The 26,239-nt window shown below is 62.6% G+C and carries 27 protein-coding genes, 1 tRNA gene and 1 pseudogene; 9 read left to right on the top strand and 20 right to left on the bottom strand.

All coding sequences use genetic code 11. The features are described from left to right. On the bottom strand, positions 1-1,641 hold the full coding sequence (locus NKH30_RS17075; RefSeq protein ID WP_352996261.1) for a N,N-dimethylformamidase beta subunit family domain-containing protein: 1,641 nt from the start codon (positions 1,639-1,641) through the stop codon (positions 1-3). Between the two features lie 155 nt (positions 1,642-1,796). Here NKH30_RS17075 and NKH30_RS17070 point away from each other — a divergent pair, with 155 nt between their 5' ends. The 5 genes from NKH30_RS17070 to NKH30_RS17050 all read left to right on the top strand — a co-directional run bounded on the left by NKH30_RS17070 (position 1,797) and on the right by NKH30_RS17050 (position 4,559). After that, positions 1,797-2,045 (top strand): ParB N-terminal domain-containing protein, encoded by a 249-nt coding sequence (locus NKH30_RS17070; RefSeq protein ID WP_023674751.1) that lies wholly within the window; start codon positions 1,797-1,799, stop codon positions 2,043-2,045. 121 nt (positions 2,046-2,166) lie between these two features. Further along, complete coding sequence (locus NKH30_RS17065) at positions 2,167-2,652, top strand: SRPBCC family protein (protein WP_352620675.1); 486 nt, start codon at positions 2,167-2,169, stop codon at positions 2,650-2,652. A 24-nt stretch (positions 2,653-2,676) separates the two neighbouring features. Further along, positions 2,677-3,633: an alpha/beta fold hydrolase gene (locus tag NKH30_RS17060; RefSeq protein WP_352996259.1), complete on the top strand. Its 957-nt coding sequence runs from the start codon at positions 2,677-2,679 to the stop codon at positions 3,631-3,633. Between the two features lie 195 nt (positions 3,634-3,828). Next, on the top strand, positions 3,829-4,227 hold the full coding sequence (locus NKH30_RS17055) for a GFA family protein (protein ID WP_352996257.1): 399 nt from the start codon (positions 3,829-3,831) through the stop codon (positions 4,225-4,227). A 119-nt stretch (positions 4,228-4,346) separates the two neighbouring features. After that, positions 4,347-4,559, top strand: coding sequence for a hypothetical protein (locus tag NKH30_RS17050; RefSeq protein ID WP_352449428.1), 213 nt, complete (start codon positions 4,347-4,349; stop codon positions 4,557-4,559). A 13-nt stretch (positions 4,560-4,572) separates the two neighbouring features. Here the strand turns inward: NKH30_RS17050 and NKH30_RS17045 are convergent, their stop codons facing one another. Continuing rightward, positions 4,573-5,487 (bottom strand): hypothetical protein, encoded by a 915-nt coding sequence (locus tag NKH30_RS17045; protein ID WP_352996255.1) that lies wholly within the window; start codon positions 5,485-5,487, stop codon positions 4,573-4,575. A gap of 250 nt (positions 5,488-5,737) precedes the next feature. Here NKH30_RS17045 and NKH30_RS17040 point away from each other — a divergent pair, with 250 nt between their 5' ends. Both NKH30_RS17040 and NKH30_RS17035 read left to right on the top strand, forming a co-directional pair. Next, positions 5,738-6,757 (top strand): GH25 family lysozyme, encoded by a 1,020-nt coding sequence (locus NKH30_RS17040; RefSeq protein WP_352996253.1) that lies wholly within the window; start codon positions 5,738-5,740, stop codon positions 6,755-6,757. Between the two features lie 231 nt (positions 6,758-6,988). Then, positions 6,989-7,360 carry an endonuclease domain-containing protein gene (locus tag NKH30_RS17035; RefSeq protein ID WP_352467292.1) on the top strand — a complete coding sequence of 124 codons (372 nt, stop codon included), beginning with the start codon at positions 6,989-6,991 and terminating at the stop codon, positions 7,358-7,360. Positions 7,361-7,624: 264 nt separating this feature from the next. On the opposite strand, the pseudogene NKH30_RS17030 reads toward NKH30_RS17035, so the two are convergent. The 7 genes and pseudogenes from NKH30_RS17030 to NKH30_RS17000 all read right to left on the bottom strand — a co-directional run. Next, positions 7,625-7,738, bottom strand: a pseudogene (locus NKH30_RS17030) (type II toxin-antitoxin system HicB family antitoxin); the annotation flags it as partial. Between the two features lie 69 nt (positions 7,739-7,807). After that, a complete protein-coding gene (locus tag NKH30_RS17025) occupies positions 7,808-8,554 on the bottom strand; it encodes an AbiU2 domain-containing protein (protein WP_352474039.1) in 747 nt (248 codons plus the stop codon). 75 nt (positions 8,555-8,629) lie between these two features. Then, positions 8,630-12,394: a vitamin B12-dependent ribonucleotide reductase gene (locus NKH30_RS17020; RefSeq protein WP_352996251.1), complete on the bottom strand. Its 3,765-nt coding sequence runs from the start codon at positions 12,392-12,394 to the stop codon at positions 8,630-8,632. A 647-nt stretch (positions 12,395-13,041) separates the two neighbouring features. Next, positions 13,042-13,530, bottom strand: a complete 489-nt coding sequence (locus NKH30_RS17015; protein WP_352772702.1) for an NUDIX hydrolase — start codon at positions 13,528-13,530, stop codon at positions 13,042-13,044. Positions 13,531-13,752: 222 nt separating this feature from the next. Next, complete coding sequence (gene gpt / locus NKH30_RS17010) at positions 13,753-14,253, bottom strand: xanthine phosphoribosyltransferase (RefSeq protein WP_352474044.1); 501 nt, start codon at positions 14,251-14,253, stop codon at positions 13,753-13,755. Positions 14,254-14,365: 112 nt separating this feature from the next. Then, the gene (locus tag NKH30_RS17005) at positions 14,366-15,199 is read right to left on the bottom strand and encodes a universal stress protein (protein ID WP_352474045.1); all 834 of its coding nucleotides are present in this window, start codon (positions 15,197-15,199) and stop codon (positions 14,366-14,368) included. 77 nt (positions 15,200-15,276) lie between these two features. After that, positions 15,277-16,026, bottom strand: a complete 750-nt coding sequence (locus tag NKH30_RS17000; RefSeq protein WP_352772698.1) for a competence/damage-inducible protein A — start codon at positions 16,024-16,026, stop codon at positions 15,277-15,279. 146 nt (positions 16,027-16,172) lie between these two features. Here NKH30_RS17000 and NKH30_RS16995 point away from each other — a divergent pair, with 146 nt between their 5' ends. Further along, complete coding sequence (locus NKH30_RS16995; protein WP_352996249.1) at positions 16,173-17,159, top strand: alpha/beta fold hydrolase; 987 nt, start codon at positions 16,173-16,175, stop codon at positions 17,157-17,159. 183 nt (positions 17,160-17,342) lie between these two features. Here NKH30_RS16995 and NKH30_RS16990 read toward each other — a convergent pair whose 3' ends face one another. From NKH30_RS16990 to NKH30_RS16955, 8 genes are all read right to left on the bottom strand, one after another. Beyond that, the gene (locus tag NKH30_RS16990) at positions 17,343-18,236 is read right to left on the bottom strand and encodes a carbohydrate ABC transporter permease (RefSeq protein WP_023674766.1); all 894 of its coding nucleotides are present in this window, start codon (positions 18,234-18,236) and stop codon (positions 17,343-17,345) included. Between the two features lies 1 nt (position 18,237). Then, positions 18,238-19,089: a carbohydrate ABC transporter permease gene (locus NKH30_RS16985; RefSeq protein ID WP_502908678.1), complete on the bottom strand. Its 852-nt coding sequence runs from the start codon at positions 19,087-19,089 to the stop codon at positions 18,238-18,240. A gap of 187 nt (positions 19,090-19,276) precedes the next feature. Beyond that, the gene (locus NKH30_RS16980; protein WP_352996245.1) at positions 19,277-20,602 is read right to left on the bottom strand and encodes an ABC transporter substrate-binding protein; all 1,326 of its coding nucleotides are present in this window, start codon (positions 20,600-20,602) and stop codon (positions 19,277-19,279) included. Between the two features lie 33 nt (positions 20,603-20,635). Beyond that, positions 20,636-21,721, bottom strand: a complete 1,086-nt coding sequence (locus NKH30_RS16975) for an ABC transporter ATP-binding protein (protein ID WP_352837079.1) — start codon at positions 21,719-21,721, stop codon at positions 20,636-20,638. A 164-nt stretch (positions 21,722-21,885) separates the two neighbouring features. After that, positions 21,886-22,125 carry a DUF2188 domain-containing protein gene (locus tag NKH30_RS16970; RefSeq protein WP_023674770.1) on the bottom strand — a complete coding sequence of 80 codons (240 nt, stop codon included), beginning with the start codon at positions 22,123-22,125 and terminating at the stop codon, positions 21,886-21,888. 28 nt (positions 22,126-22,153) lie between these two features. Beyond that, positions 22,154-22,447, bottom strand: a complete 294-nt coding sequence (locus NKH30_RS16965; RefSeq protein ID WP_031211240.1) for a DUF982 domain-containing protein — start codon at positions 22,445-22,447, stop codon at positions 22,154-22,156. A gap of 62 nt (positions 22,448-22,509) precedes the next feature. Beyond that, positions 22,510-22,827, bottom strand: a complete 318-nt coding sequence (locus tag NKH30_RS16960) for an SH3 domain-containing protein (protein WP_352996243.1) — start codon at positions 22,825-22,827, stop codon at positions 22,510-22,512. A 109-nt stretch (positions 22,828-22,936) separates the two neighbouring features. Next, positions 22,937-24,040: an NADH:flavin oxidoreductase/NADH oxidase gene (locus tag NKH30_RS16955; protein ID WP_352996241.1), complete on the bottom strand. Its 1,104-nt coding sequence runs from the start codon at positions 24,038-24,040 to the stop codon at positions 22,937-22,939. A gap of 153 nt (positions 24,041-24,193) precedes the next feature. Between NKH30_RS16955 and NKH30_RS16950 the strand changes: the two genes are divergently transcribed. Next, entirely contained in the window at positions 24,194-24,772 is a 579-nt protein-coding gene (locus NKH30_RS16950) for an NUDIX domain-containing protein (RefSeq protein WP_352996239.1), read from the top strand. 127 nt (positions 24,773-24,899) lie between these two features. On the opposite strand, the gene NKH30_RS16945 is transcribed toward NKH30_RS16950, so the two are convergent. The 3 genes from NKH30_RS16945 to NKH30_RS16935 all read right to left on the bottom strand — a co-directional run bounded on the left by NKH30_RS16945 (position 24,900) and on the right by NKH30_RS16935 (position 25,991). Beyond that, positions 24,900-25,187, bottom strand: coding sequence for a ribbon-helix-helix domain-containing protein (locus tag NKH30_RS16945; protein ID WP_352684891.1), 288 nt, complete (start codon positions 25,185-25,187; stop codon positions 24,900-24,902). Between the two features lie 325 nt (positions 25,188-25,512). Continuing rightward, a tRNA-Leu gene (locus tag NKH30_RS16940) sits at positions 25,513-25,601 on the bottom strand. Positions 25,602-25,658: 57 nt separating this feature from the next. Beyond that, positions 25,659-25,991: a tyrosine-type recombinase/integrase gene (locus NKH30_RS16935; RefSeq protein WP_352819706.1), complete on the bottom strand. Its 333-nt coding sequence runs from the start codon at positions 25,989-25,991 to the stop codon at positions 25,659-25,661. Positions 25,992-26,239: the final 248 nt, after the last annotated feature.

The following is a 26,239-nucleotide window of genomic DNA, read 5'->3' as shown; positions in this document are numbered from 1 at the left end:
TCATGGCTTTCCAAGATAGCGGTCAAGGACATTTCTGGTGACGCGCTCGACAATCGCATCCTGCCTTAGCAGGCCGGCAACCCATTCGCAGCTTCCGGCGTGAAACACCTCGCCTTTGCCGCGCGGGAAATTGACGATCATGCCGTTGCCGCGTTTGACCTTGTCGAGGTTGGCATCGCTTGCCTCGCCGAACAGCGTCTCGGCGGTGAAGCGTCCGTCCTCGTCGCCGAGAAACTGGTCCTCGAACGCAATGTCGGCGCTTTCCTCGACCTGGCTCGCCATGCCGACCGCGAGCACCTGCAGGCCGTCCGGCGCACCGCTAGTGGTCGTGGGGTAGGGCAGGCCGCCGCGGATCTCGAAATCGAGCCCGTCGACCTCGTAGCCATAGACATGGCTGTCGGCGCCGAGCAGATCGCCATAGTAGATGCCGGTGCCGGCAAACGCCCAATGCTCCGGCCGGTAGACCGGAAAGCCGCGCACGCCGCGCGGCGCGCAGCCGCCCCAGCCGGCATAGACGCCTCTTGTCGCGTTGAGGCCGAAGGTCGCGGCACCCGGCCGGCCGATTTCCGGCGCTTCCCAGGAATTGGTGGCGCGCCTTATATCGCCGCCGCGATAGGCCGGGTCCTCGGCGCGAGCGCGGTATTTGTAGCAGACCTGCCGGCGGCCTTCGTCCTCCAGCCTGGTCTGCCACATGAAATTGCCGGCAAAGCGCGCCGCATGACCGCCGCGCTCGACATAGGTGTCGACCGCATCGCGCATTTCCCAGGTCCAATATTCGTCGTGGCCGACCAGGACGACGCAGTCATAGCCGTCGAGAATGTCGGGCGAAAAATGGAGATCGTGCTGGCTGGCGAGATCGACGGCGTAGCCGGCACGCTCGGCGAAGCGGAAGAAATGGCTGTCGTAGCTTGCCCAGCCGGCTGAGGCGTATTTCTTCGAATGGCCGGTGGCAAAGGCCCATTCCATGTGCGGATAGCGCGGCACGGTTTTCGGCGGCACCGCGACTTCGAGCGGCACGCGCGGCGCATCCCTGGGCAGCACGACGAAGCCGCGGCACCAAGGCCGCTGCGTCGACACCATTCGTGCATACTGGTCGCGGGCCGGCCCGGTGATGCCTTCGTAATGGTTGGAACCGCCCCATGTGTTGTAGGCGAGCCAGGTGCCGGTGGCCGCGACCTGCAGCACGCGGCCGGGTTTCTTGCCGGGCTGCGGCGAGACGATGAAAAGGTGATGACAGCGGATCGGCTTGCCGTCGCGAGCGTCCGCTTCAAGCGTGACGCGATAGGCGCCGGACGGCCAGTCGTCGCCGATGCGAAACTCGAACGACGCTTGCCAGCCGCAGCCTTCGACCGAACATTGGTCCGGCGTATCTTGCCAGCGCGCCGCGATTCCGGTCCCTTCGAACATTGTCGTTTCCGCGCCGCCGTCGCGGACGATCGCGATGCCGAAACTGGCGGCCGTCGAACTGACATGCAGTGCCACCATGTCGCCAGGACGGTAGGAAAAACGGTCGCTGTAGCACCAGATTTCGCCGCGCCCGCCATCCATCCCCGGCCATTCCCAGTAATGGCTGCGCACCGCCTGGCCTCGCTGCTCCGGCGTCAGTCCGAAATCGGGAAACTCGGTCGGCAGGTGGTTCATGGACACCGCTAAGGTCGAAGGCCGCCATTTCGGCCATCCGCCGGCCAAGCGTCAATTGGAAACGATCGGGCCAGCCATTGCCCGGCGCTCCCTTGGCCTTGCCGGACAAACAGACTATCTCACAAAACGCGGCCTTGTCCGCCACGGGAGCCGACATGCTGAGAGTGCAAAAGGTTAGGGTCAACGATATCTACGTACCGACGGCGCGCAAGAAGACGCTGCATCCCGAGACCGTCCGCCATCTGGCCGAGGACATTCTGGAAAACGGCATGAAGATGCCGATCCAGGTGCGCCATGACGGCAAGCGCCATATCCTCGTCGAAGGGTTGCATCGGCTGGAAGCGGCCAAGTGGCTCGGCGAGACCGAGATCGACGCCTATCTGGTGCAAGCCAAGCGCCACTGAAGCCACTTATTTCCGTCGTTCGAATCTCCTGTCCCGCGGATTTTTTCGCGGGCCGTGTCGGCTTGCGTCGTGTCGGTTCGTCCTAGACACGGAAGCCAAAACCGACGTGTGAGGAAACACCATGACCACCAAGCTCGACATCGCCCCCAACTCCGACCGCGAGCTGGTTCTCGCGCGCATCATCGATGCGCCGCACGAGAACGTCTATCGCTGCTGGACCGAGCCAAAGCTGTTGACGCAATGGTTCTCGCCGAAGCCGTGGATGACCCCGCGCGCCGAAATGGATGTGCGGACCGGGGGCTCCACCCTTGTCGTCATGGCCGATCCCGACGGCAAGGAGTTCCCGAATCCAGGCATCTTCCTCGAAGTCGTACCGGGCAAAAAGCTCGTCTTCACCGATGCCTATACGAAGGCGTGGGAGCCGTCCGAAAAGCCGTTCATGACGGTCGTGCTGACCTTTGAGGACGAGGGCGAGGGTAAGACCCGCTACATTGCCCGCGTCGCGCATTGGTCGGTCGCCGACCGTGAACAGCACGAGAAAATGGGTTTTCACGAGGGCTGGGGCCAGTGCGCCGAACAGCTTGAGGAGGTCGCCAAGCGACTTTGATGCAAACGGGAGAGGGAGACTGACGTGTCCAGATCGGTATTTTTCGCCATATTCGCCTCGGCCGCCGCGCTATTTGCCGCACCGGGCACCATCAACGCAGAGGAGGCCAAGCCCGCCATGACGACCGCAACCGCAACACTGCCGACGCCGGAAAAATCCGGCCTGCTGCCGATCAACGGCCTGAACTATTATTACGCCGTCTACGGCAAGGGCGAGCCGCTGCTTCTGCTGCATGGCGGTCTCGGCACGACCGACATGTTCGCGCCGATCCTGCCGAAGCTTACCGGGAACCGCACCGTCATCGGCGTCGACCTGCAGGGCCATGGCCGCACCGCACTCGGCGACCGGCCGCTCAGCCTGGAGGCGATGGGCGACGACATGGCGGCGATCGTCAAGGCGCTCGGCTACGACAAGATCGACGTGATGGGTTATTCGCTGGGTGGCGGCGTCGCCTTCCGCATGGCCGTCCAGCAGCCTGAAGCGGTGCGCCGCCTGGTGCTGGTCTCGACCGGCTATGCCGCGGACGGCTTCTATGCCGAGATGCGTGGCCAGCAGGCACAGGTCGGCGCGGCGATGGCCGACATGATGACGGACACGCCGATGTACAAATCCTACGTCGCGGTTGCGCCGCATCCTGAGGATTTTCCGAAACTGCTCGACCAGCTTGGCGCCTATATGCGCAAGGACTACGATTATTCCGCCGACGTGCCGAAGCTGAAAATGCCGGTCATGCTGGTGTTCGGCGACAGCGACATGTACCGGCCCGAGCACGAGATCAAGTTCTACCAGATGCTTGGCGGCGGGTTGAAGGACGCCGGCTGGATGCGCGAGAACCTGTCGCAAAACCGCCTGGCGATCCTGCCGAACCGCACCCACTACGACGTGTTCTTCGCGCCGGAACTGACAGCTGCCACGCTGCCGTTCCTCAATGGCGAGACCAAGGTCAAGACCTGGGATGAGGTCGTCAACCAAACGAACTGACGCCCGGTTAATTGTCTGCCGGCCGTCTCCTGCGCGATGGCCGGCATTTCGTTGATGAGGCCTTGGCGCGGCGCATCTAGCCGATCGCCCATCGGCCGGATCACAGCTTTGGATGGTGCCATCAAAGCTTTTCAATTGACGCCGCCACGCCTATCGATAGGTATCGCCTATCCTCGCAGGGAAGGGACACGGGCGATGGCAAGATATCAGGGCGGGTGTTTGTGCGGTGCGGTGCGCTACCGTGCCGAGGCGGCACCGATCAATGAGCGCGTCTGCCATTGCCGGCTCTGCCAGAAGGCACTGGGTGCCGCTTTCAACGCGCGCGTGCTGTTCCGCATCGACGATGTGACGGTCGACGGACCGCTGGCGACGGTGAATTCCTCGCCCGATCTCAAGCGCGGCTTTTGTCCCCGCTGCGGCACGACGATGTTTTCCCGACGCGATTCCGGCGGCATCATCGGCATCACCACCGGCTCCCTCGATGATCCCTCGGTGTTCAGGCCTGAGATGCATATCTGGACCGCCTCGAAGCAGCCCTGGGTGCAGATCGACGACGGCCTGCCGCAGTTTGAAGGCGCGCCACCTCCGGCTTGAGGTGGAATCTGGACAAAATTTAATCCGAAGCGACACGAGATAGCCGGCAAAGCGTCATTGGCGGGCCATCATTGCTGCCTATCTATTGGCGTGCGGGCAGGCAGTCGAGGAGGCGACGGATGAACGACAGCATCAACACCCTGGATGAACTCTTGAGCGATCCGATGATCAAGCTGGTGATGGAGCGCGACCGCGTGCAACCGGCACAACTTCGCACGTTGCTCGAAGAAAAGGTCCGCCGGGTAGACGATGATGCGCCGGTCAACGATCGCTTTGTACCGCCGGCCCACCTCATGGCCACGACCTGTCACAAGCTGTGGCTGTGCGGCTAGGGTCTTGAAGCGGTCAGCCGGAATTTGCCGGCAAATAGCTGTAATGGCTGCGGAAATAAGCGAGCCTGAAGCCGAGGCGCGCATAGTTGCGATACGCCGGCCCGTCGCGTTCGGCGCGCGGCGCCTCGATGTCGGCCACGAACAGTTTTGCACCGGCCGCAAGTCCGTCGCGCACCATCGCTTCGCCAAGCATTGCATCGAGGTCGAAGCTCGGCGCCATGATGCCGGGAACCGGCGCGTCGATGCCGCTCCAGGCCATGCCGTCGGCACCGATGAACATCGAGCGCACCGCCGCCACCGCGCCGTCCCGCCGCAGCATGTAATGCTGCCAGCCGCGTCGGCCGGCCAGCGCCAGCAACCACGGTGAGGTCGGCAACCGATATTGGCTGTCGATGAACCCGGCCCATTCCCTTGCCGTTGCCGGCGTCACCCGCTCGACCGAGACGTTCTCAGTCGGGAAAAGCGGCTCCGCTGGCAATGGCGCGGCGTCGCGAAAGATGCGTTCCCACCCGCCCTGACGCTGCAGGCCGCGCGCCTCGAGCCAGCAGCTGAGCGTCGCCGGCTCGGTATGTGGATTGGTGTAGAACCAGGGCCGCAGAATGCCGGCGTCGCGATAATGCGCCAGAAGCGCGTCGAGCCGGCTCTCGGTGGCTGCGCTATCGACACCGAGATTCTTGACGCAGTTGAAATGGATGAACGGGATCGTCGTGCAGGTGGTCCAGACGAGATCGCCATCTTCGGCGATGGCAAGGCCTTGCCTTGCGGCAAAGTCTGCCGGGGCGGCGCGATAGAGGTCGAGCCACGCATCGACCTCGGCGCGTTCGATGGCGCGACTGAGGTTGCGAGGTATCTCGTCGACCCCGATGGCGGGCGAGCATGGCTCCGGCGGGACTACGGGCTGCAATTCTGACAGGGCGGCGGGCTGCATGACGTCCTCCACGTGGTGCCTTACACCGTAAGATTAGTAGAGACTAATCTCATGCCGTGAGTTGTCAAGCCGAGGCAGCCGTGGCCGAACATTGGAGGGATAGCGCACCTCCGTCCGGGCCAACGTCCCGCTGCAAAGCCCTAACAAGTCGATTCAAACTTTGTTGGTAGTTTCTTGTTAGGAATCCAGCTTGGTTTGTCCGGCGGCGTTGTCCTGCCTTCGGTCTGTTGTGTTTTGCGTACAGGTCCAGATGCGGTTATCAGGCGTCGTCATCTTTTCGATCGCAGCGCTGTGCCTTGCCGGCTGCACGTCGACCTCCGGCGTCGATGCGCTGCAAGTGCCGTCCAGCGAGACCACCAGCTCGGTTGTGCGCCCCCCCGCGCCGGTGGCATCTGCTGCGAAAACTGATGCTGCGCCCGCCTTCGCGGAACAGGAGCAGGACGAACAGCCGGTCGCTACATTGGAGCCCGACCAAAGCATCGATCCGCCGGCCGAGGTGATCGCGCTGATGTCACCGCCGAAGCGGCTGACACGCGCAGCACCGGCGATGCTTGCCGAGCCGGTCACGCGCTATGGTTTTCGCGACGCCAAGCCGATCAATTTCGGTAAGTCCTCCTCGCCGAGGCGCCTTGCCGTCCATGGCGTCGACGTTTCGCGCTGGCAGGGCAATGTGAACTGGCAAAAGCTGCGCGCCCAGGGCGCCAACTTCGCCTACATCAAGGCGACCGACGGCGGCGACCATCTCGACCCGATGTTCACCAGGAACTGGCGCAGTGCCGACGCCGCCGGCCTCAAGCGCGGCGCCTATCACTTCTTCTATTGGTGCCGCACTGCCGGCGAGCAGGCCGATTGGTTCATCCGCAACGTGCCGCGGGTCGAGGGTGCGCTGCCGCCGGTGATCGACGTCGAGTGGAACGGCGACTCCAGCTGCAAGCGCCGCCCATCGCGGCAAAAGGTGCTGGAGAAGATGCAGGTGTTCATGGACAAGCTCGAGCGCTACTACGGCCAGCGCCCGATCATCTACACCGCGCCCGACTTCTACCGTGACAATCTCAGGGGCGCCTTCCCCGATTATCCATTCTGGCTGCGCGCTGTGGCGGCGCACCCATCAAAGGTCTATCCCGACCGCAAATGGCTGTTCTGGCAATATTCCGGCTCCGGCCTGTCGCACGGGGTAAGGGGTCGCATAGACCTCAACGTCTTCCACGGCGATGAGAAGGCGTGGCGCGACTGGGTTGGTGGAAGGCAGATGGTGGCCGAGGCGGAGTAGCGCGGCAGCTTCTTCCTTCTCCCCATGTGGGAGAAGGTGGATTGGCGCGCAGCGCCAAGACGGTTGAGGGGTGTTGGACGGAGTGCGTCGGTGCCAAGCTGGAGCACCCCTCATCCGACCTCGCTTCGCGAGGCCACCTTCTCCCACAAGGGGAGAAGGGATAGCGCTCGGTTTTCCACACTTGGTCTCAAATTCCTTGGACGTCATGCCCAGATTGGATACCCTCGTCCCATGCCGCACCAGCCCGTCGCGCCGACCAAGCGTCGTTTCGCCCGCTCTATGCGACGCGAGCCGACCGAGGCGGAAGACCGCCTGTGGCATGAGCTGCGCGGACGCAAGCTCGACAGCATCAAATTCCGGCGTCAGGTCCCGGTCGGCCGGTTCATCGCCGATTTCGTTTGCGCCGAGGGCAGGCTGATTGTCGAGATCGACGGCAGCCAGCACGCGGATTCGGGCTATGATCGGGAGCGGGATGCCGAATTGAAGGCGAGGGGCTTTCGCGTGCTGCGCTTCTGGAACGATGACGTGCTGCGGGATCTGAACGCCGTCTGCGATACCATCATCGCCTACGTACGGGACGAGAGTTTGCAGCCTTGGCGGTAGCGCGCTCTTCCCTTCTCCCCCTGTGGGAGAAGGTGGCTCGGCGCGGAGCGCCGAGACGGTTGAGGGGTGTTGGACGGAGCGCCGCCGGTGCCAAGCTGGAGCACCCCTCATCCGACCTCGCTTCGCGAGGCCACCTTCTCCCACAAGGGTAGAAGGGGAGATCGCACCTTCTACGCCTCTACATATTCCGCCAGGCTGACCCCCTTTGGGTACATCCAGCCCATTGGCCCGCAGGCCTTCGATATGAAAGCGTATTGCGTCACGAATTTCGGCTTCAACCTCAGGCACCGTCGCACCGGTGGCGATGCAGCCGGGCAGATCCGGCACATAAGCGGAAAAATTGTTTCCGGCTTTTTCAATCACCACCGCGTAACGCATCGGTCTCACCTGAGCTTGATTTAGCACTGCAAAGGGGAAGTGATATTGGAGTCGGACGACGATGGCAGTCTATCGGCTAGTTGCCTTTGGTAGCTTTAGGTCAAAATCGACTGTATAGCGTTTGCTGGGCTCCGTACCTGTGCGAATCCAATCATAGCTATTTTCATACCTAACCCGGGTTCCAGAATTATATTCTGACTCCCTCAAAGCTCGATATTTCCTGCCGTCGTCAATGTACGTCATCAACTCAATAGCGTCGTAGTCTCCCATTTCCAAAAGACCCATGTCGCTATCAAAATGCTTGGCGTTGATCCATCGAAGCACCTCATGAATCGAAAGGATTGCCCTCGTTATCCTCTTTCCGGTTGCAGGGGCCAGCTTATTAGCAACACCCGTCGATTGCTCTAAGTCGTTGTGGGCAATTCGCTTGTCTCTCCAAGTTCTAGCAAACGACGTTTTTTTGGCCGCTGTTTCAGCGCGTTGTTTCAATCTGCCCTTATATCTTGATGGATCAAGGTGAACCAAGGTCCAAATGCTGAGGTTCCGTCGCTGCCCGGTTCCGGCCGTGTCGCTCAATCGGCAAATGCCCAACAAGACATGTTCGAGCAATACGCTCTGCATCGCATGCCAGAAGCTCCCGCTACTGTCATTCAGAAGGTTAACTCGCTCCTGGCTACCAAATAGCGCCTCATAGCGGTCCCATGAGGATGAAACCCGCCAAAGCTCTTGGCAGCAATGGTGGAAGGCAAGCCCATAATCGTTGCCCAGCACAGTTATTTCGTTAGCAAGAGCCTCGGCAGCAGTGCGGTGTGTCATCGGAAAATCCAAAGAGCTCCGACATTTTGTCGGAGCTCTAAGTTAGAATGCGAATCATCGGTTGCTGGTCTGAACTCAGCTGCACCCGCTCGTGGCCCCGCAAGTATCGCACTTCTCGCAAGTCCCGTTCCGCACCATCGTGAAATTGTGGCATTCCGAGCATTCGTTGCCGGTGTAGCCCTGCATCAATGATTGCTGGCGCCGGTTGGCGGCGAGTGCTCTGGCTTCGGCTGCTTCTTTCGCGGCCTCATCGGTGAACAGCTCCGTCGGGTCGGAGGCTTCCGCGTAGACGATGTCCTCGACCAGTTCCCTGGCGCGCTCCTCGTAGTCGCGCTTATAGGCGATGGCTTCGTCGCTGGCCGGCTTCAGCGTCAGCACGTTGGAGCCGGAGAAGGCGGTCGGGGCGGTACGGGCTGGAGTTCCGGAGCCCGAGCCAGCAAAGCCTTTCGGCTCGGCGCCCATGCCCGACACCAGCTTGACCGGCGAGGCGCCGCGGGTCAGGCCCTTGGAGAAGGGCGTTGCCTTGCCTTCGTTGATGCCGCGCCCGAGCGCAGTCTTGTCGAAGTCCGACTGGTCAACATGGGCGAGGTCGTTGCGGCCGAGATAGGAGACGGCGAGTTCGCGGAAGACATAGTCGAGGATCGACGTGGCGTTCTTGATGGCGTCGTTGCCTTGCACCATGCCGGCCGGCTCGAATTTGGTGAAGGTGAAGGCCTCGACGAATTCCTCGAGCGGCACGCCATATTGCAGGCCGAGCGAGATGGCGATGGCGAAGTTGTTCATCATCGCCCGGAAGGCCGCACCTTCCTTGTGCATGTCGATGAAGATCTCGCCGAGGCGGCCGTCGTCGAACTCGCCGGTCCTGAGATAGACCTTGTGGCCGCCGACGACCGCCTTCTGGGTATAGCCCTTGCGGCGGTTCGGCAGTTTCTCGCGGTCGCGGTAGAGACGCTCGACGACGCGCTCGACGATCTTCTCGGTCACCTGCACCGCGCGCTGCGCGGCCGGTGCCGCGATCAGCTGCTCGATGGCTTCGTCCTCGTCGTCTTCGACGTCGGCAAGCAACGAGGCGTTGAGCGGCTGCGACAGCTTCGAGCCGTCGCGATAGAGCGCGTTAGCCTTCAGCGCCAGCTTCCACGACAGCATGTAGGCGCCCTTGGCATCTTCCACCGTTGCGTCGTTCGGCATGTTGATGGTCTTGGAAATGGCGCCGGAGATGAAGGGCTGCGCCGCCGCCATCATCATGATGTGGCTGTTGATCGACAGCGAACGCTTGCCGATCTTGCCGCACGGGCTGGCGCAGTCGAACACCGGCAGGTGTTCGGCCTTCAGGAACGGCGCGCCTTCCAGCGTCATCGCCCCGCAGACATGGATGTTGGCGGCCTCGATGTCTTTCTTCGAGAACCCCAGCGCCGGCAGCATCTCGAACGAGAAATCGTTGAGCTGCTCATCGGTGAAGCCGAACGTCTCCTTCACCCAGTCGGCACCCAGCGTCCACTGGTTGAAGACGAACTTGATATCGAAGGCCGACTTCAGCGCCGCATTGAGCGCTGCGATCTTTTCGTCGGTAAAGCCTTTTGCCTTGAGCGAGCCGGGGTTGATGCCCGGCGCCTGGTTGAGATTGCCGTGGCCAACCGCATAGGCCTCGATCTCGGCGATCTGGGCCTCGGAATAGCCGAGCGTACGCAGCGCTTCGGGCACCGCGCGGTTGATGATCTTGAAATAGCCGCCGCCGGCCAGCTTCTTGAATTTTACCAGCGCGAAGTCGGGCTCGATGCCGGTGGTATCGCAATCCATCACCAGGCCGATCGTGCCGGTCGGCGCGATCACCGTTGCCTGCGCGTTGCGGTAGCCATGCTCCTCGCCGAGCTCGATGGCGCGGTCCCAGGCGGCCTTGGCATGGTCGGCAAGCTCCTGCTGCTTGAGATCCGAGGCGACCAGCGGCACCGGGTTGACGGCTAGCTTTTCGTAGCCGTCCCTTTCGCCATAGGCCGCGCGGCGGTGGTTGCGCATGACGCGCAGCATGTTCTGCGCGTTGCGGTCGTAGTCGGGGAAGGCGCCGAGCTCGGCGGCCATTTCGGCCGAAGTGGCATAGGCCGTGCCGGTCATGATCGCGGTGAGGGCGGCGCAGATGGCGCGGCCCTCGTCGGAATCATAGGGAATGCCGGAGGTCATCAGCAGGCCGCCGATATTGGCGTAGCCGAGGCCGAGCGTGCGGTACTCGTAGGAAAGCTTGGCGATCTCCTTCGACGGGAACTGCGCCATCATCACGGAGATTTCCAGCACCATGGTCCACAGCCGCACCGTGTGCTCGTAGGCTGATATGTCGATGGTGCCGTCGGCGTTGCGATAGGGCAGAAGGTTGATCGAGGCCAGGTTGCAGGCGGTGTCGTCGAGGAACATGTATTCCGAGCACGGGTTGGACGCCCGGATCGCACCGGCCGAGGCGCAGGTGTGCCAGTCGTTCATCGTCGTGTTGAAATGCAGGCCCGGATCGGCCGACGCCCAGGCGGCATAGCCGATCTTTTCCCAGAGATCGCGCGCCTTCAGCGTCTTCAGCACCTTGCCGTCCTTGCGGGCGGTGAGATGCCAGTCGCCGTCCTGCTCGACGGCGCGCAGGAAATCGTCCTTCAGCGACACCGAATTGTTGGAATTCTGGCCGGAAACCGTGAGATAGGCGTCCGAATCCCAGTCGGTGTCGTAGGTCTTGAACGACATCGAGGTGTAGCCCTGCCTGGCGAACTGGATGACGCGGTAGATGTAGTTCTCCGGCACCGCGTCCTTCTTGGCCGCCTTGATCTCGCGCTTCAGCGCGGTGTTGACCGCCGGATCGAAGCAATCGTCGCCATTGCCTTCGCAGTTGATGCAGGCCTTCATGATCGCTTCGAGATGCTTCTTGACGATCTTCGAGCCGGTGACCAGCGAGGCGACCTTCTGCTCCTCATTGACCTTCCAGTCGATGAATTCCTCGATATCGGGATGATCGGCGTCGACGATGACCATTTTCGCGGCGCGACGCGTCGTGCCGCCCGACTTGATGGCGCCCGCCGCGCGGTCGCCGATCTTGAGGAAGCTCATCAGCCCCGACGAGCGGCCGCCGCCCGACAGCTTTTCGCCTTCGCCGCGCAGGAACGAGAAGTTGGAGCCGGTGCCGGAGCCGTATTTGAACAGGCGCGCCTCACGCACCCACAAATCCATGATGCCGCCCTCGTTGACGAGGTCGTCCTGCACGCCCTGGATGAAGCAGGCATGCGGCTGCGGATGCTCGTAGGAAGACTTCGACTTGGTCAGCTTGCCGGTGAACGGGTCGACATAGAAGTGGCCCTGGCTCGGACCGTCGATGCCATAGGCCCAGTGCAGGCCGGTGTTGAACCATTGTGGCGAGTTCGGCGCGACGCGCTGGGTGGCCAGCATATAGGCGAGCTCGTCGCGGAAGGCGCGCGCGTCTTCCTCCGACTTGAAGTAGCCGCCCTTCCAGCCCCAATAGGTCCAGGTACCGGCAAGCCGGTCGAAGACCTGGCGGGCGTCGGTCTCGGAACCGTAGCGCTCGGCTTCCGGCAGCTTGGCCAGTTCAGCCTCGTCGGCGACCGAGCGCCACAGGAAGGAGGGGACTTGCGTCTCTTCGACCTTCTTCAGCCGTGCCGGGACGCCCGCCTTGCGGAAATATTTCTGCGCCAGGATATCGGCGGCAACCTGGGAGAACTGCGCCGGCACGTCGATGTTATCCAAGCGGAACACCACCGACCCATCCGGATTCTTGATCTCCGAAAGCGCCTTGCGGAATTCGATCTCCGCATAGGCAGATTGTCCTGGCTTGGTGAAACGACGCTCGATGCGCATTGGTCCGGTCCCTTTTGTCTACATATAGCGCTTTTCCCAGAGGATTTCTGCCCTCTTGACGAAACGCGCATGTCCGCCGTCTGCCGGCGTTCGAAACCCGCCGGCTCTCATCATCACAGTCTCCGCCGCCCTGCCGGTCGAACCTCTTGCGAGGCCGCTGTCCAACGCGCTCACGGACCCTGTGGGTCCCTCAAAACTGAAAACTTTTTGTAACGCCCTCGGTCGAGGGAACTTCACATTATCTAGCGTCGAACCTACCTGCAAACACTAAATATAGTATTAACAGACAATTTATTCAAGTCCGACAATCCTCCCCTTTCGCCCCCCAAGGCTTCAAAATCCCACGCCTTCGCCGGCCTCGTAAACAGGCGGGAATGCGGCTCAAAACGCACATATTCCGGGAAAAAGACCGGCCTCGAAACTTTTCCGGTCGCACTCTCAACAAGAGCGCATGGCCTATAAAAGGCGACTCGTTTTGCGCCGTCAAGGATTCGTTTGCGTAGCTTTTATGACCCCAACATCTTGTGTGTCACATATGTGGATAACGGGGATAGAAGCGGAGCGCGGCGAGGAAGGTTCGGCGCCGCGCGGAGGTGCTTCGGCGATGGCGTTCGCCGGACCTGACCGCGGCTATGCGCCGCTCGGGCTCAGGAGAACCGGCGTGGATCCGCGCAGAAATGGGCGATGATCTGGCTGAGGTCGGGTTCGTTGACCATGCGCACAGCCTCGGCGGCGCTGACCCATTTGCGGGTGCGTGCCCGCTTTTCCTTCCATCGGTCGGCGACCTTGTCGACCTGCAGCGGGAAGACCAGCACCTCGCACGGCACTTCCTCGCCGGAATCCAGCACCTTGGCGTAGAAATAACGGCCGGCCTCGTGATGCGAGATCGTGCCGCGCAGCCCGGCCTCCTCGCCCGCTTCGCGTGCCGCCGCTTCACAAAGCGGCTCCTTTGCTTCCGGCCAGCCCTTGGGAAGCACCCAGCGGCCGGTATCGCGGCTGGTGATCAGCATGATTTCGACGCCGTCCCCGCTATCGCGCCAAGGCAGGGCTGCAACCTGCAGGCGGTACGGCACCGCGCCTAAGAGTCGCCGGACCCTTTCGGCCTTATGGTTGTGCGTCGTTGGCCTCGTCAACATCGGAGAAGCTTGCCCCAGCTTCCAGAATCATTTGCCGTCTCACGAATCTTACGGCTAATTATAAGCAATGAAAGTAAAAAATGTTTCACGGATCGGCCAAATTCCGTCAATCTGCGCCGATCTCAGCCTAATGGCGCGACTGCAGCAGCGTCGCGCCACGCCTTTATCGGTGTGCGGAGGTCCTCTGGGCGGACTCGGTGCATCAAGCGGCGTTGCCGCGAATCAGCCGGCGTGGTCGTCGGCGATCGGCTTCTGGTAGGTGAAGCCCATGTCCCAGGGGAAATAGATCCAGGTGTCCTGGCTGACCTCGGTAACGAAAGTGTCGACCATCGGCCTGCCTTTCGGCTTGGCATAGACGGTGGCGAAATGCGCCTTGGGCATCATCGCGCGCACGATGCCCGCCGTCTTGCCGGTGTCGGTGAGGTCGTCGATGATCAGCACGCCGGCCCCGTCATCGACGAGCAGCGCCGGCGTGACCTCCTTCAGCACCTGCAATTGCCCCTGGCTGGTATAATCGTGGTAGGAGGCGACGCAGACCGTCTCGATGATGCGGATGCCAAGCTCGCGCGAAATGATAGCCGCCGGAACCAGGCCGCCGCGCGTGATGCAGACGATCGCCTTCCATTGCCCCTTGTTGGCGCCGGCAAGCCGCCAGGCGAGCGCGCGCGCATCGCGGTGGAACTGGTCCCAGGAGACCGGGAAGGCTTTTTCGGGCAGGGACATCTTTCGCGCACTCCGCAAAGCGCGCATCGCGCGCAGACACCATGGAATGCGCGCGGAATTAACTGGAAAGGCTTGGCCTTGGCAAGGGGCGTGGAAAGCTATCCCTGTGAACCTACCGCGACAGAAAGGCCGCCACGGGTGCGGTGCGCAGCACCGTTCGCGTCACGCCGCCGAACAGCAGCTGGCGCAGCCAGGAATGGCTGTAGGCGCCGAGCACGAGCAGGTCCGCACCCGACTCGGCGACCCTGGTCTGGATGATGTCGTCGACCGAGGCGCCGCCGGACCTCAGCACCGAGACACTGACGGTCGCGCCATGCCTGGACAGCGAGGCGGCGATCTCGGCGCCGGCTGTTTCCGGCGCCTCGTCGAGCGTATCGGGCGGGTCGATGACGACGATGTCCGTCTTTTCGGCCTCGATAATGAAGGGCAGGGCATCGAAGGCGGCGCGCGCGGCTTCCTTGCTGCCGTTCCAGGCGAGCAGCACATGCTTGAAGCTGGTCACCAGCGAACCCGAATGCGGTACCACCAGCACCGGCCGGCCGGCATCGTAGACCAGGGTGTCGACGTCGGCGCTCGGGTCGCTGCCCGATTCGCGCTGCGCGGCGATGATCAGGTCCGCGGTGCGAACGGTCGAGATGCCGGTCAGCGCACTGTCGCCGGAAAAACTCTCGAGGCTGCGCCACTCGAACGACAGGCCGGAATTCTCGATGCGCTTGTGAAAGGCGGCCTGCAACTTCTCGGCGCGCTCCCGGTTCATATCGGCGGAAACCTGCAGGAACTCGGTGTCCGGAAAGCCGGTGGCAGAGGTGTAGGGCACGGGCAGCGCCTCGGCATGGATGCCGATCAGATGGCTCTGGAATCGGCTGGCCAGCGGGATCGCGCAGTCGAGGACGCGCTCGGCATCCGGTTCATTCTGCAATATGGCGACGATGGTCTTGAAGCGCATGGCAGTCCCTCACTTCATACGGCGATCCCACTCGTGACAAACGTCACTGCGCGATGCTGGTTCCGTCAGGCCGGCCATCAGCCCACTCGGCTTTCCTTGATCAAGCCCGCCACCATAGCCTCTACGTCGGCGCGTGCGGAGTCCAGCGCCTGCTGGCTGCGGGCGCGCACCACCAGTTCCGTCCAGAACTTGCCGTCGCCATATTTCGGGTAGGAGCCGATGATCGTGTCCGGGTGCGCCTTCTGGATGTCGCCCAGCGGCCCGCCGATCAGGCCTTCGCCGAACGGGCATTCCACGGTTGCCGACAGCATTTTGGTGCCGGCCCGCAATGTCGGCACGACATTGTCGAGCATCGCCTGGAAAATCGCCGGCACGCCGGCCATGACATGGACGTTGCCAATGCGAAAGCCCGGCGCAACCGACACTGGATTATCGATGTGGTCTGCCCCGCGCGGCATCCGCGCCATGCGCTTGCGCGCTTCGGTGTATTCGATGCCGCGGGCGGCGTAGCTTGCCTCCAGCAGGGCGTAGGCCTTGGCGTCGTATCCGCATGGCACGCCAAAGGCCTTGGCAACCGAATCGGCGGTGATGTCGTCATGCGTCGGGCCGATGCCGCCGGTGGTGAAGACATAAGTATAGCGGGTGCGCAGCGCATTCACCGCAGCGACGATCTCGTCTTCCTCGTCCGCAACGATGCGCACTTCCTTCAGGTCGATGCCGATCGCCGTCATGATCTCGGCGAGGTGGCCGATGTTCTTGTCCTTGGTGCGGCCGGACAGAATCTCGTCGCCGATGACGAGCATGGCGGCGGTGACGATTTCGGTCATGGCAGGCTCCGGAAAACGGGTCGCCTGAGATAGCGCGGCAAACGGCCGGCGGCAATGCCGCCAAACGACGGATCCACCTGTGCCACCTCCCTTGCAGTACACCCGTTGGCGGGTGATGCTGCGCCGGTTTGGGCGCTGAGGGAAAGATGCCGGTATCAATTCTGCTATGGCTACCCGGCGCGCTGTTTCTGCTGGCGCTCGTCGTGGCAGCCTATCCGCTGCTGGCGACGCTGCGGATCGCGGCGAAGGCCGAAAGGCTGGTGCCGGCCAGTGGCAGATTCATCGAGATCGACGGCAACCGCATCCATTATGTCGAGACGGGCGAGGGGCGGCCGATCGTCTTCCTGCACGGCCTCGGCGCGCAGCTTCATCAATTCGGCCACACGCTGTTCGGACGGTTCGGCCCGGACTATCGGCTGATCGCGCTCGACCGCCCGGGCTCCGGCTATTCGGTGCGGGCCAGGGCCGCCAGCGGACGGCTGTCCGAGCAGGCCGAGGTCGTGCGGCATTTTATCGACGCGCTTGGGCTGGGAAAGCCGCTGGTCGTCGGTCATTCGCTGGGTGGCGCCATCGCGCTGACGCTGGCGGTCGAGCATCCAGAGGCGATTTCCGGCATCGCCTTGCTGGCACCGCTGACCCATCTGGAGCCGGACGCGCGCGAGAAGTTCGGCCCGCTGTACATTAAGTCGCCGCTGCGGCGCCGGATCATGGCTTGTACGGTGGCGATCCCGGCGGCTCTCAAATATGCCGAAGCGACGCTTGCCTTCATTTTCGCGCCGCAGACGGCGCCGGCCGACTATATGGTCGAGGGCGGCGGCTGGTGCGGGCTGAGGCCAAGCCATTTCTACGCGACATCGACCGATGTCGTGGCGATCGCGCACGACCTTGGCCGCATCGAGCAACGCTATGGCGAGATCACCTTGCCGGCCGGCATTCTGTTTGGTGCTTCCGATCGCGTGCTGGGCATCGATATCCACGGCTGGCCGCTGATGGAAAAGATCAGCGGGCTCGATTTCGAACCTGTCGAGGGGCTTGGCCACATGCCGCAATTCGTCGAGCCGGAACGGGTCGTCGCTTTCATCAAACGCATTGCCGAGCGCGCATTTGCGCCGAAGTCCGACACCAGCAGCTGACACCCTTCCGCAACCTCGCGCATTCCTCACGCAAAGGTGTGCAAGCCTGTCTCCGACGCCAACGCCAACACGAATGTCAACGATCAATACTGCGGGAAGTAACCGGCCGTAGCCTCGGCCGGCAGGGTGCCTATCCCAGGCATTTCCGGCCGCCCGGAATACCTCCGAACTTAATCACGTCGGCTATTCCTTCACGGCTCCGGTCATCGAGGAAACATAATGCTCGACAAAGAACGAATAGAGCACCACCACCGGCAGCGAGCCGATCAGCGCTCCCGCCATCAGCGCCCCCCATTCATAGACGTCCGAGCGCACCAGCTCGGTGAGCACGCCGACCGGCACAGTCTTGTTTTCGGACGACTGGATGAAGGTCAAGGCGTAGATGAACTCGTTCCATGACAGCGTGAATGCGAAGATGCCGGCGGAAATCAGCCCCGGTACCGACAGCGGCAGCACGATCTTGGTGAGGATCTGCCAGCGGCTCGCCCCGTCGATCAGCGCGCATTCTTCCAGCTCGAACGGGATCGAGCGGAAATAGCCCATCAGCAGCCATGTGCAGAACGGGATCAGGAAGGTCGGATAGGTGAGGATGAGCGCGAACGGCGTGTCGTAAAGCCCAAGGTTGAACACCATCACCGACAGCGGAATGAACAGGATCGAGGGCGGCACGAGATAGGCCAGGAACACCGCGAGGCCGACCTGCCGCGCCCCGGAGAACCGCAAGCGCTCGATCGCATAGGCAGCGAACACCGCAGCCAGCAGCGACAGGAACGTAGCGGCGGTCGAGATGATGATCGTGTTGAGCAGCCAGCCCGGATAGGATGTCTCGAAGAGCAGGTAGCGGATATGCTCGAGCGTCGGATGCACCACCCAGAACGGATTGAAATTGGCGTAGTCGGTCATCTCGAGGTTGGGCTTAACCGCCGTGATCGTCATCCAGTAGAACGGAAACAACAGCACGATGACGAAGATCAGCAACGGCAGGTAGACCGTCACCACGCGGCGCGGCAAACTCTGCAGGTAGCCCATGCCGCCTTCGTCGAGTTCCGGGCGTTTGCTCGTTTCGATCGCAGTCATGTCAATCTCCGCTGCCCTGCTGCCATTTGCGGCGTTGCAGGCCAAAATAGCTGAACAGGATCGCCGCCAGCAGGAACGGGATCATGGCGACCGCGATCGCCGCGCCTTCGCCAAGCTGGCCCCCGGAAATGCCGCGCTGGAACGACAGCGTCGCCATCAGGTGCGTGGCATTCACCGGCCCGCCGCGTGTCAGCACATAGATCAGCTGGAAGTCGGTGAAGGTGAACAGCACCGAAAACGTCATGGTGATGGCGATGATCGGCGTCAGCAGCGGCAGCGTCACATAGCGGAACAATTGCCAGCGGCTGGCACCGTCGAGCGTGGCGGCCTCGTAGAGCGACTGCGGAATCGTCTGCAGGCCGGCAAGCAGCGTGATCGCCACGAAAGGAATGCCGCGCCAGACATTGGCGGCGATGACCGAAGCCCGCGCATTCTCGGGATCGCCGAGGAAGTTGATGCGATGGTCGATCAGGCCCATTTCCATAAGCGCCCAGGACAGGATCGAGAATTGCGAATCGTAGATCCACCAGAAGGCGATCGCCGACAGCACCGTCGGCACCACCCAGGGCAGCAGGACGATCGCGCGGAAGAACGATTTGAACGGCAGGTTCTGGTTGAGGATAAGCGCCAGCCACAGGCCGAGCGCAAACTTCAGGATCGAGGCGCTGATCGTGTAGAGCAAGGTGTTGAAGACGGAGAGCCAGAAGACGGCGTCATCCCACAGATATTCGTAGTTCTCGATACCGATGAAGATGCCGGGGCGGCCGATGCGGGCATCGGTGAAGCCGAGCCAGACGCCGAGCCCGAGCGGATAGGTCAGGAAGACCAGCAGCAGCGCCGCCGCCGGCAGCATGAAGCCGAAGCCAAGCGCGTTATGACTTTCGGACACGAACGTCAGAATGCGCGACAGCGCCGACCGGCGTGGCTGAGCGGCAGTGGAGGTCACGGCCATGGGTCGGCTCCTCTAAGGTCTCATTGAACGGCCGGGCGGCCATGCGCGATTCGAAGCCGGGCAGCATGGCTGCCCGGCTGAACCCGGCTCAAACGCGATAGTAGCGGTTTGCGCGCTTCTCGGCTTCTTCCATCGCTTCTTGCGGCGTCGCCTGGCCTGTCACCGCCTTGGCGAACATGTCGACCAGCACATAGTCGGCCATGGTCGCTGCCGAGGCATAGCCAAGCGGGCCGGCATAGCCGTTGGGCCGCAGCGTCGCCGAGGCCTTGGAGTAGGCGGCATTGTTCGGATCGGCCGTCCACACCGGGTTGTTGTCGAAGGCTTTGAGCGTCTGGCAGCAATAGCCTGCTGACGACGTGATCCACTGCGACATTTGCGGATCCTCGAACATGAACTGCAGGTAGGCCTTGGCGGCGTTGGGGTAGGGCGTGTAGTCGAAGATCACGGCCGTGGTCACCTGGAACAGCTCGACGGATTTTCCGACCGGGCCAATCGGCAGGTTGGTGGTGCGGATGTCCTTGGCCATCTCGGCCAGTTTCGGATCCTTGTCCTTGTTGATCTTGGCGGTGTTGTAGGCCGAAATGCCGTTGGCGATGACGCTCAATTCGCCGGCCAGGAAGGCGCGGTTGTTGTTGACGTCGAGCCAGCTTTCGGTACCGGGAATGAAGGTCTTGTAGAGTTGCTGCGCGTATTCGATCGCCTTCAGCGTCTCGGGGCTGTTGATCGTCACCTTGCTGCTCTCGTCGACCATCTGGCCGCCATGGCTCCACAGCAGCCAGTGGGCGTAGTTGTTGCCATCGCCGACGCCGTGGCCATGCGTGAAGCCGGCCGGGTGCCCCTTCGCCTGCAATGCCTTGCAAAGCTCGAGCAGGCCTGCCGTGTCCTTCGGAAATTCGGAGAAGCCAGCCTCTTTCACCCAGCTTTCACGATAGACGATGGCATTGCCGATGGTCGCCAGCGGCAGGCCGAGGAACTTGCCTTGCCGTGTCGCATATTGGTGCGGTCCATCGTGCCAGCCGCCATATTTCGAGCCGAGATATTCCCCCAGCTCCGTCACATCGTGCAGCTTGTCGGGATATTGGTGCGGGTCGTCGAACCAGACGAACATCAGGTCCGGGCCGGAGCCGACATTGGCGGCGACCGCCGCCTTGGGACGGATGTCCTCCCAGCTTTCCTTGTCGACGCGGACCTCGACACCGGTCGCTTCGGTAAAGCGCTTGGTGTTGGCCAGCCATTGATCCTCGTCGCCCTGCACGAAAGGCGACCAGCGCAGCAGCCTGAGCTTGGCGCCGTCCTCGGGCTTGTATTTCAACCCCTCCTGGGCAAAGGCGGGAGAGCCGACGAGCCGGCTTCCCAAGGCTCCCGCCGCAACGCCGGCGGTGGTGCGGATCACGTCACGTCTGGTGAATTCCATGCTCGCTTCCTCCTGCTTATTGTCCTTGCCGTCCTACTGCCCGATGGGCGTTTCGAACCGCTGTCCGGTTTCGCCGTGAAAGAGGTGGATGAGGCCAGGCTCGGCCGTAAGCCGGATGGTTTCGCCCGGCGTGAAGGAATGGCGTTCGCGGAAATTTGCGACGATCTCATCGCCGCCGGCGGTGCGGCCGATGAGCTGCACTTCGGACCCTGTCGGCTCGACCACCACGACGGTGACCGGAATGCCCTGATTGTCGGACAGCCGTAAATGCTCGGGCCGTATCCCCAGCACGACCGGCTCACCGTTGCCGATGGAAAGTGCGGAGGCCAACGGGACCGAAATCCCGCCGGCGCCGCGAAATGACGGCGAGCCGTCGCTTACGATCTCGCCCCTGAGCATGTTCATGGCGGGCGAGCCGATGAAGCTGGCGACAAACAGATTGTTCGGCCGGTCGTACAGCTCGAGCGGCGGCCCGATCTGCTCGACGATGCCGTCATGCATGACGACGATCTTGTCGGCCATGGTCATCGCCTCGATCTGGTCGTGGGTGACGTAGACCGTCGTCGTCTTCAGGCGCTGGTGCAGTTCCTTGATCTCGGCGCGCATCTGCACCCGGAGCTTGGCATCGAGATTGGACAGCGGCTCGTCGAACAGGAAAACCTGCGGATCGCGCACGATCGCCCGGCCCATGGCAACGCGCTGGCGCTGGCCGCCGGAAAGCTGGCGCGGATAGCGGTCGAGCAGCGGCACCAGTCCCAGGATTTCGGCCGCGCGCCGCACGCCGGCATCGCTCTCCGCCTTGGGAACGCCCTTGAGCATCAGCGAGAACGCCATGTTCTCGGCGACCGTCATATGCGGGTAGAGCGCATAGTTCTGGAAGACCATGGCGACGTCGCGCTCCTTTGGCGCAACGTTGTTGACGACACGTTTGCCGATCGCGATCTGGCCGCGCGAGATCTTTTCCAGGCCGGCGATCATCCTGAGCAGGGTAGACTTTCCGCAACCCGAAGGCCCGACCAGCGTGACGAACTCGCCGTCGTCTATATCGACGCTGACCCCGTGCAGGACCTCGACGGTCCCAAATGATTTGTAGACATCCCCGATCGCGACAGACGCCATCGATCTCCTCCCGATTGATTCCCGCAACGACTTCGAAGGAAACCGCTTTCCTGCCTGGCCCGCGACAGCGCCCAGGCTCCTCCCCGGTCACGCGCGATGTGAGACGGTAGCGCTACCAAACCGACCTGTAAAGCAGCCCGGCATCACCTGGATATCGGCACACCCTAATCCGAAACCTCGGTCTGCGGCCGGTCGCGGCCGTCGGCGAGCTCGTCGTGCCATTTGCCGTCCGCGTCCTCGTACTGGATGCCGTCGGTGTTGCCGGCGACCTGCTGTTCGGCCGAAGCGATCTCGGCGGCGCGCAACGCGTCCTGATGGGTGGGGAACGTTTCGGAGAATGTCGAGCCGACCTTGTAGGCCCAGCCTCCGTCATGCTCGACGATCTTGTAGGTCAGTTTCGCCATGAAACCCTCCGGTTGAAAGCCCGTTGCCTCAATGCAGCCTGTCGTCGGCCAGTCTGTCGTCCGGCAGCCTGTCGTCTGTGACCAGCACGTCCGATTCCCTGGCGGCTTCGATCAGTGCCCGGCGCGCATCCGCCGTCGAACGATAACCTTCCAGCACTTTTAGGCAAGTGTCGAGGGCATCACGATGACGCGGCCCGCGATTGAGTGGCCAGACCGTCATCAGGCACTCCGCCGCCTCCTGGGCGCTGCGGATCTGCCGATATTTGCCGACATGGCCGAGTTCGACCACGACCGGTTTTTCAAATGGCTTGCTGTCCATCATCGCCGCCAACGCGGAGCGGCCGATTTGGTTGCAACTGCTATTTTAGCTCAGGCGAAAATAGCTCAATAGCCGCAGTCGTTGCGCAGCCAGCGTGCATTCGCCCAGCCGGTGCGGCCGCCGAAATCGACCTTGTACCAGCTTCCGCGGCGGTCGAAGATCTCGGTTTGGTCGCCGTTGAACAATTGCCCGATCATGCGCGACGACGAGTTCGGCCGGGCCCGAACGGCGAGAAAGCCGCTTCCCGTCGCCAGATTGTAGTGCCTGGAAAGGCCGTGCACTGTGCCTTCGCAATATTGCGCCCCGGCCGGCGTCGGTGCGGCGAACGACAGCCCGGCCACAACCGCGGCGGCGGCCGAAATGGAAATCCCCCTGAACGACATGTCTCTGCTCCCCCAACCCGCCGCGCCCAGCCGCGGCCCCCGGCCACTCTACACCGGCAGAGGATCAATGCGAAGCTGTGCTGGCCCGTCCAGCGAGACGAACCCGCCGTCAGTTCGCCGCCCTCATCCAGTGCTGCATCGTCGTCACCGAGCGGGCAAGCTGCGGCGCCGGGTGGATTTTTTCACCGAAGGTGGCCGCGGCGCGCCAGCCCCAGCGCGGATCGGCAAGAAAGGCGCGCGCCAGCGCCACCATGTCGGCGCGGCCGTCGGCGACGATCGCCTCGGCCTGTTTCGGATCGTCGATCAGGCCGACGGCCCGCGTCGGGATGCCGACGGCCTTGCGCACCGCTTCGGCCAGATGCACCTGGTAGCCGGGCCCGGAGGGCAGCTTCTGCAACGGTGAATTGCCGCCGCTCGAGCAGCAGAGATAGGCGACGCCGGCTTCCTTCAGCGCTTTTGCCACTTCGATCGCATCCTCGACCTCGAAGCCGCCATCGACCCATTCCTTGATCGACAGACGCGCGCCCAGCATCAGCCTGGGCACCGCCTTCTTCACCGCCTTGGCGATCTCGACGGCGAAACGCATGCGGTTTTCCAGCGAGCCGCCCCAGCGGTCGGTGCGCCGGTTGGAGAGCGGCGACAGGAACTGGAAGATCAGATAGCCATGCGCGGCATGCAGCTCGATGAAGTCGAAGCCGGCGCGCTCGGCCCGCCGGGCTGCTTCGGCGAAGCGTTCGATGATTTGCAGTATCTCGTCATCCTCCAGCGCCCGCGGCACCTGCCAGCCGGTGTCGTAGGCGATCGCCGAGGCCGACACGATCGGCCACGGATCCTGATCGGCATGCAGCGGGCCGCCGCCCTCCCAGGGTTTCCGGTTGGACGCCTTGCGGCCGGCATGGGCAAGCTGCGTGCCGAATTTCGTGCCCGGTGCGGCGACACGCTTGGCTGCATCCAGCGTGCGTCGCGCCGCCGCCTCGTTGTCCTCGGAATAAAGGCCGAGACAGCCATGCGAGATGCGGCCGCGCCGTTCGACATCGGTCATCTCGACTGTGACCATGCCGGCGCCCGACATCGCCAGGTTCATCCAGTGATAGAGGTGCCAATCGCTGGCCGAGCCGTCCTCAGCCGAATACTGGCACATCGGCGCGACCGCGATGCGGTTGGGGAAGGTGAGGCCGTCGAGGGTGATCGGCTGGAAAAGCGATGAGGTCATAAAAAACTCCGGAAAGGGTTGCCGCTATTTATGCAGCCGATTGTGCCAGCGCCAGACACGAGACGGTGAACCGGTGCTCTGGACCAATTGGTGGCCCGATTGCACGAACCGCCGTTCGCGGCTACGCCTTGCCGCGGCAGCAGGGAGTCCACCATGGAAGATCGCATTCGCATCCGCTCCGAGGAAGTCCTTTCCGACGAGTGGGCGGTTTTGAAAAAGACCGTCTTCGACTATCGCCGGCGCGACGGCAAATGGGAAACGCACACCCGCCAGACCTACGATCGCGGCGACGGCGCGGTGATCCTGCCTTTCGATCCGGAGCGTTCGACGGTGCTTCTGGTGCGGCAGTTCCGCTACCCGGCCTACGTCACCGGCCACAAGGAGCCGCTGATCGAGGCCTGCGCCGGCCTGCTCGACGAAGACGATCCCGAAACCTGCATCCGCAAGGAGGCCGAGGAGGAACTCGGCTACCGCCTGAAGGACGTGCAGCGGCTGTTTTCGCCCTATATGAGCCCCGGCAGCGTGACCGAGCGGCTCTGGTTCTTCGTCGCCCGCTATTCGCCCGCCGACCGCATTTCCGACGGCGGCGGCGCGCATGACGAAGGCGAGGACATCGAGGTTTTGGAGATGCCGCTAGACGAGGCACTGGCTGGCATCAACGATGGTCGGATCATCGACGCCAAGACGATTATTTTGATCCAGCACCTGAAGCTGAACCCGATCGGGAGGTGAGCCATGCAATAGGCCACGATCCCGCCAACGAACGATTCCGCACGGGCTGTGGAGGAATATTCCTCTATGTAGCGATACAGCGCATCCAACTGGCGCTCCGCTTGCGCGGAAAATACAACCGTGCGCGTCATTCCTTAGTGGCATCGTCGCGTCGCGCGGCGGCGCGGTCGCGGATACGCAGCATGACCTGCTCGGCAGGGATGGCGCTGGACGGATTCGCCTTGTACTCGTCGTAGCTCTGGGCGACTTCCTCGCGCAGCCAGCGTTCAACGGCGGCGTCGCGGTCGAGCAGCGCGCGCACGCCCTCGCGCAGCACTTCGCTGGCGGAGGCGTAGGCGCCGGATTCGACCTTGCGCGCGACGGCCTCGGCCATGTCGCGCGGGAGGGTGATACTTATCGGCTGGGTGGTTCGCATGGGCGGACTCCTTTTCCACCATATAGCAGCCGATGTGACAAGATCATATCGAAATTGCTGGCGATGATGCGTGTGACCGATACCGCCGCCCTTGCCTGAGTGCGCTTTGGAAGCTGGCAAACGAACATGCGGACGCCGGAATACGCATATCGCAGATCCCGCATCGGCTCGCCGGCTCCTGGTCGAGAAATGGCATGTGGCAGCCTGTATCCGGCGAGTTCACGCTCTTGCTTAGGCCGCAATGGCGCCGATGTTGCTGGTGCGGACGACGGGAATCGAACCCGTACGATCAGAGATCGAGGGATTTTAAGTCCCTTGCGAGGCTTGGTGTGGGCGACGGGATTTGAACCCGTAAGTGCTTGAAACACCGGCAGATTTTAAGTCTGCTGCGTATACCAGTTCCGCCACGCCCACTTCCCACATTGTGGGGAAATCCCACCGGTCTCCCACATGGTTTCCCACACGGTCGGCTTAGGATTTGCCGTTCACTACCACGAGCCTCGGAGCCGCGCCACCTTCGAGGGCGGTCAGGTTGTCGAGCAAGTGATTGGGTGCGAGGTGGGCGTAGTTCAGGGTGGTCTGGATCGACTTGTGGCCCATCCAGATTTGGACGCGCCGGATGTCGATGCCACGGATGATCTGCCACGAGTAGCACGTATGCCGCGTTGTGTAGACCACGGTGTCGGACAGTCCTGGGATGTGTTCGCGGATGCTGCGCCACACCTCTATGACCTCCCACTTGCCGATGTCGCAGAGGTCGCTGTGCTGCATCGGACGATGGATGCCCTTGCGGTTCTGAGCCATCAGGCGACTGCCGAGAGATCGTGGTCGTGATGCGTTAATGGGGTTGGCTGGACTAGCTTTGAAGGCGATGTCCTAAACACCGTCCTCTCCTACTCCAATGCGAGCGCCTAGTTTCCCGCAAGTTGAGATCAGCAAGGCGCCTCGCAGCGCCCTTGAACGTGGTGTCCATGATGTTTTTCTGTGTTTTTGTGGGGGGCAGGCTTTTCTTGGCCACGACTTATGAATAGTAGAAGGTAACGAGCGCTATA

The sequence above is a fragment of the Mesorhizobium sp. M1273 genome (genome assembly GCF_040318195.1).
In the GTDB taxonomy this organism is placed as follows: Bacteria; Pseudomonadota; Alphaproteobacteria; order Rhizobiales; family Rhizobiaceae; genus Mesorhizobium.
This window is presented reverse-complemented; position numbering and strand designations above follow the sequence as displayed.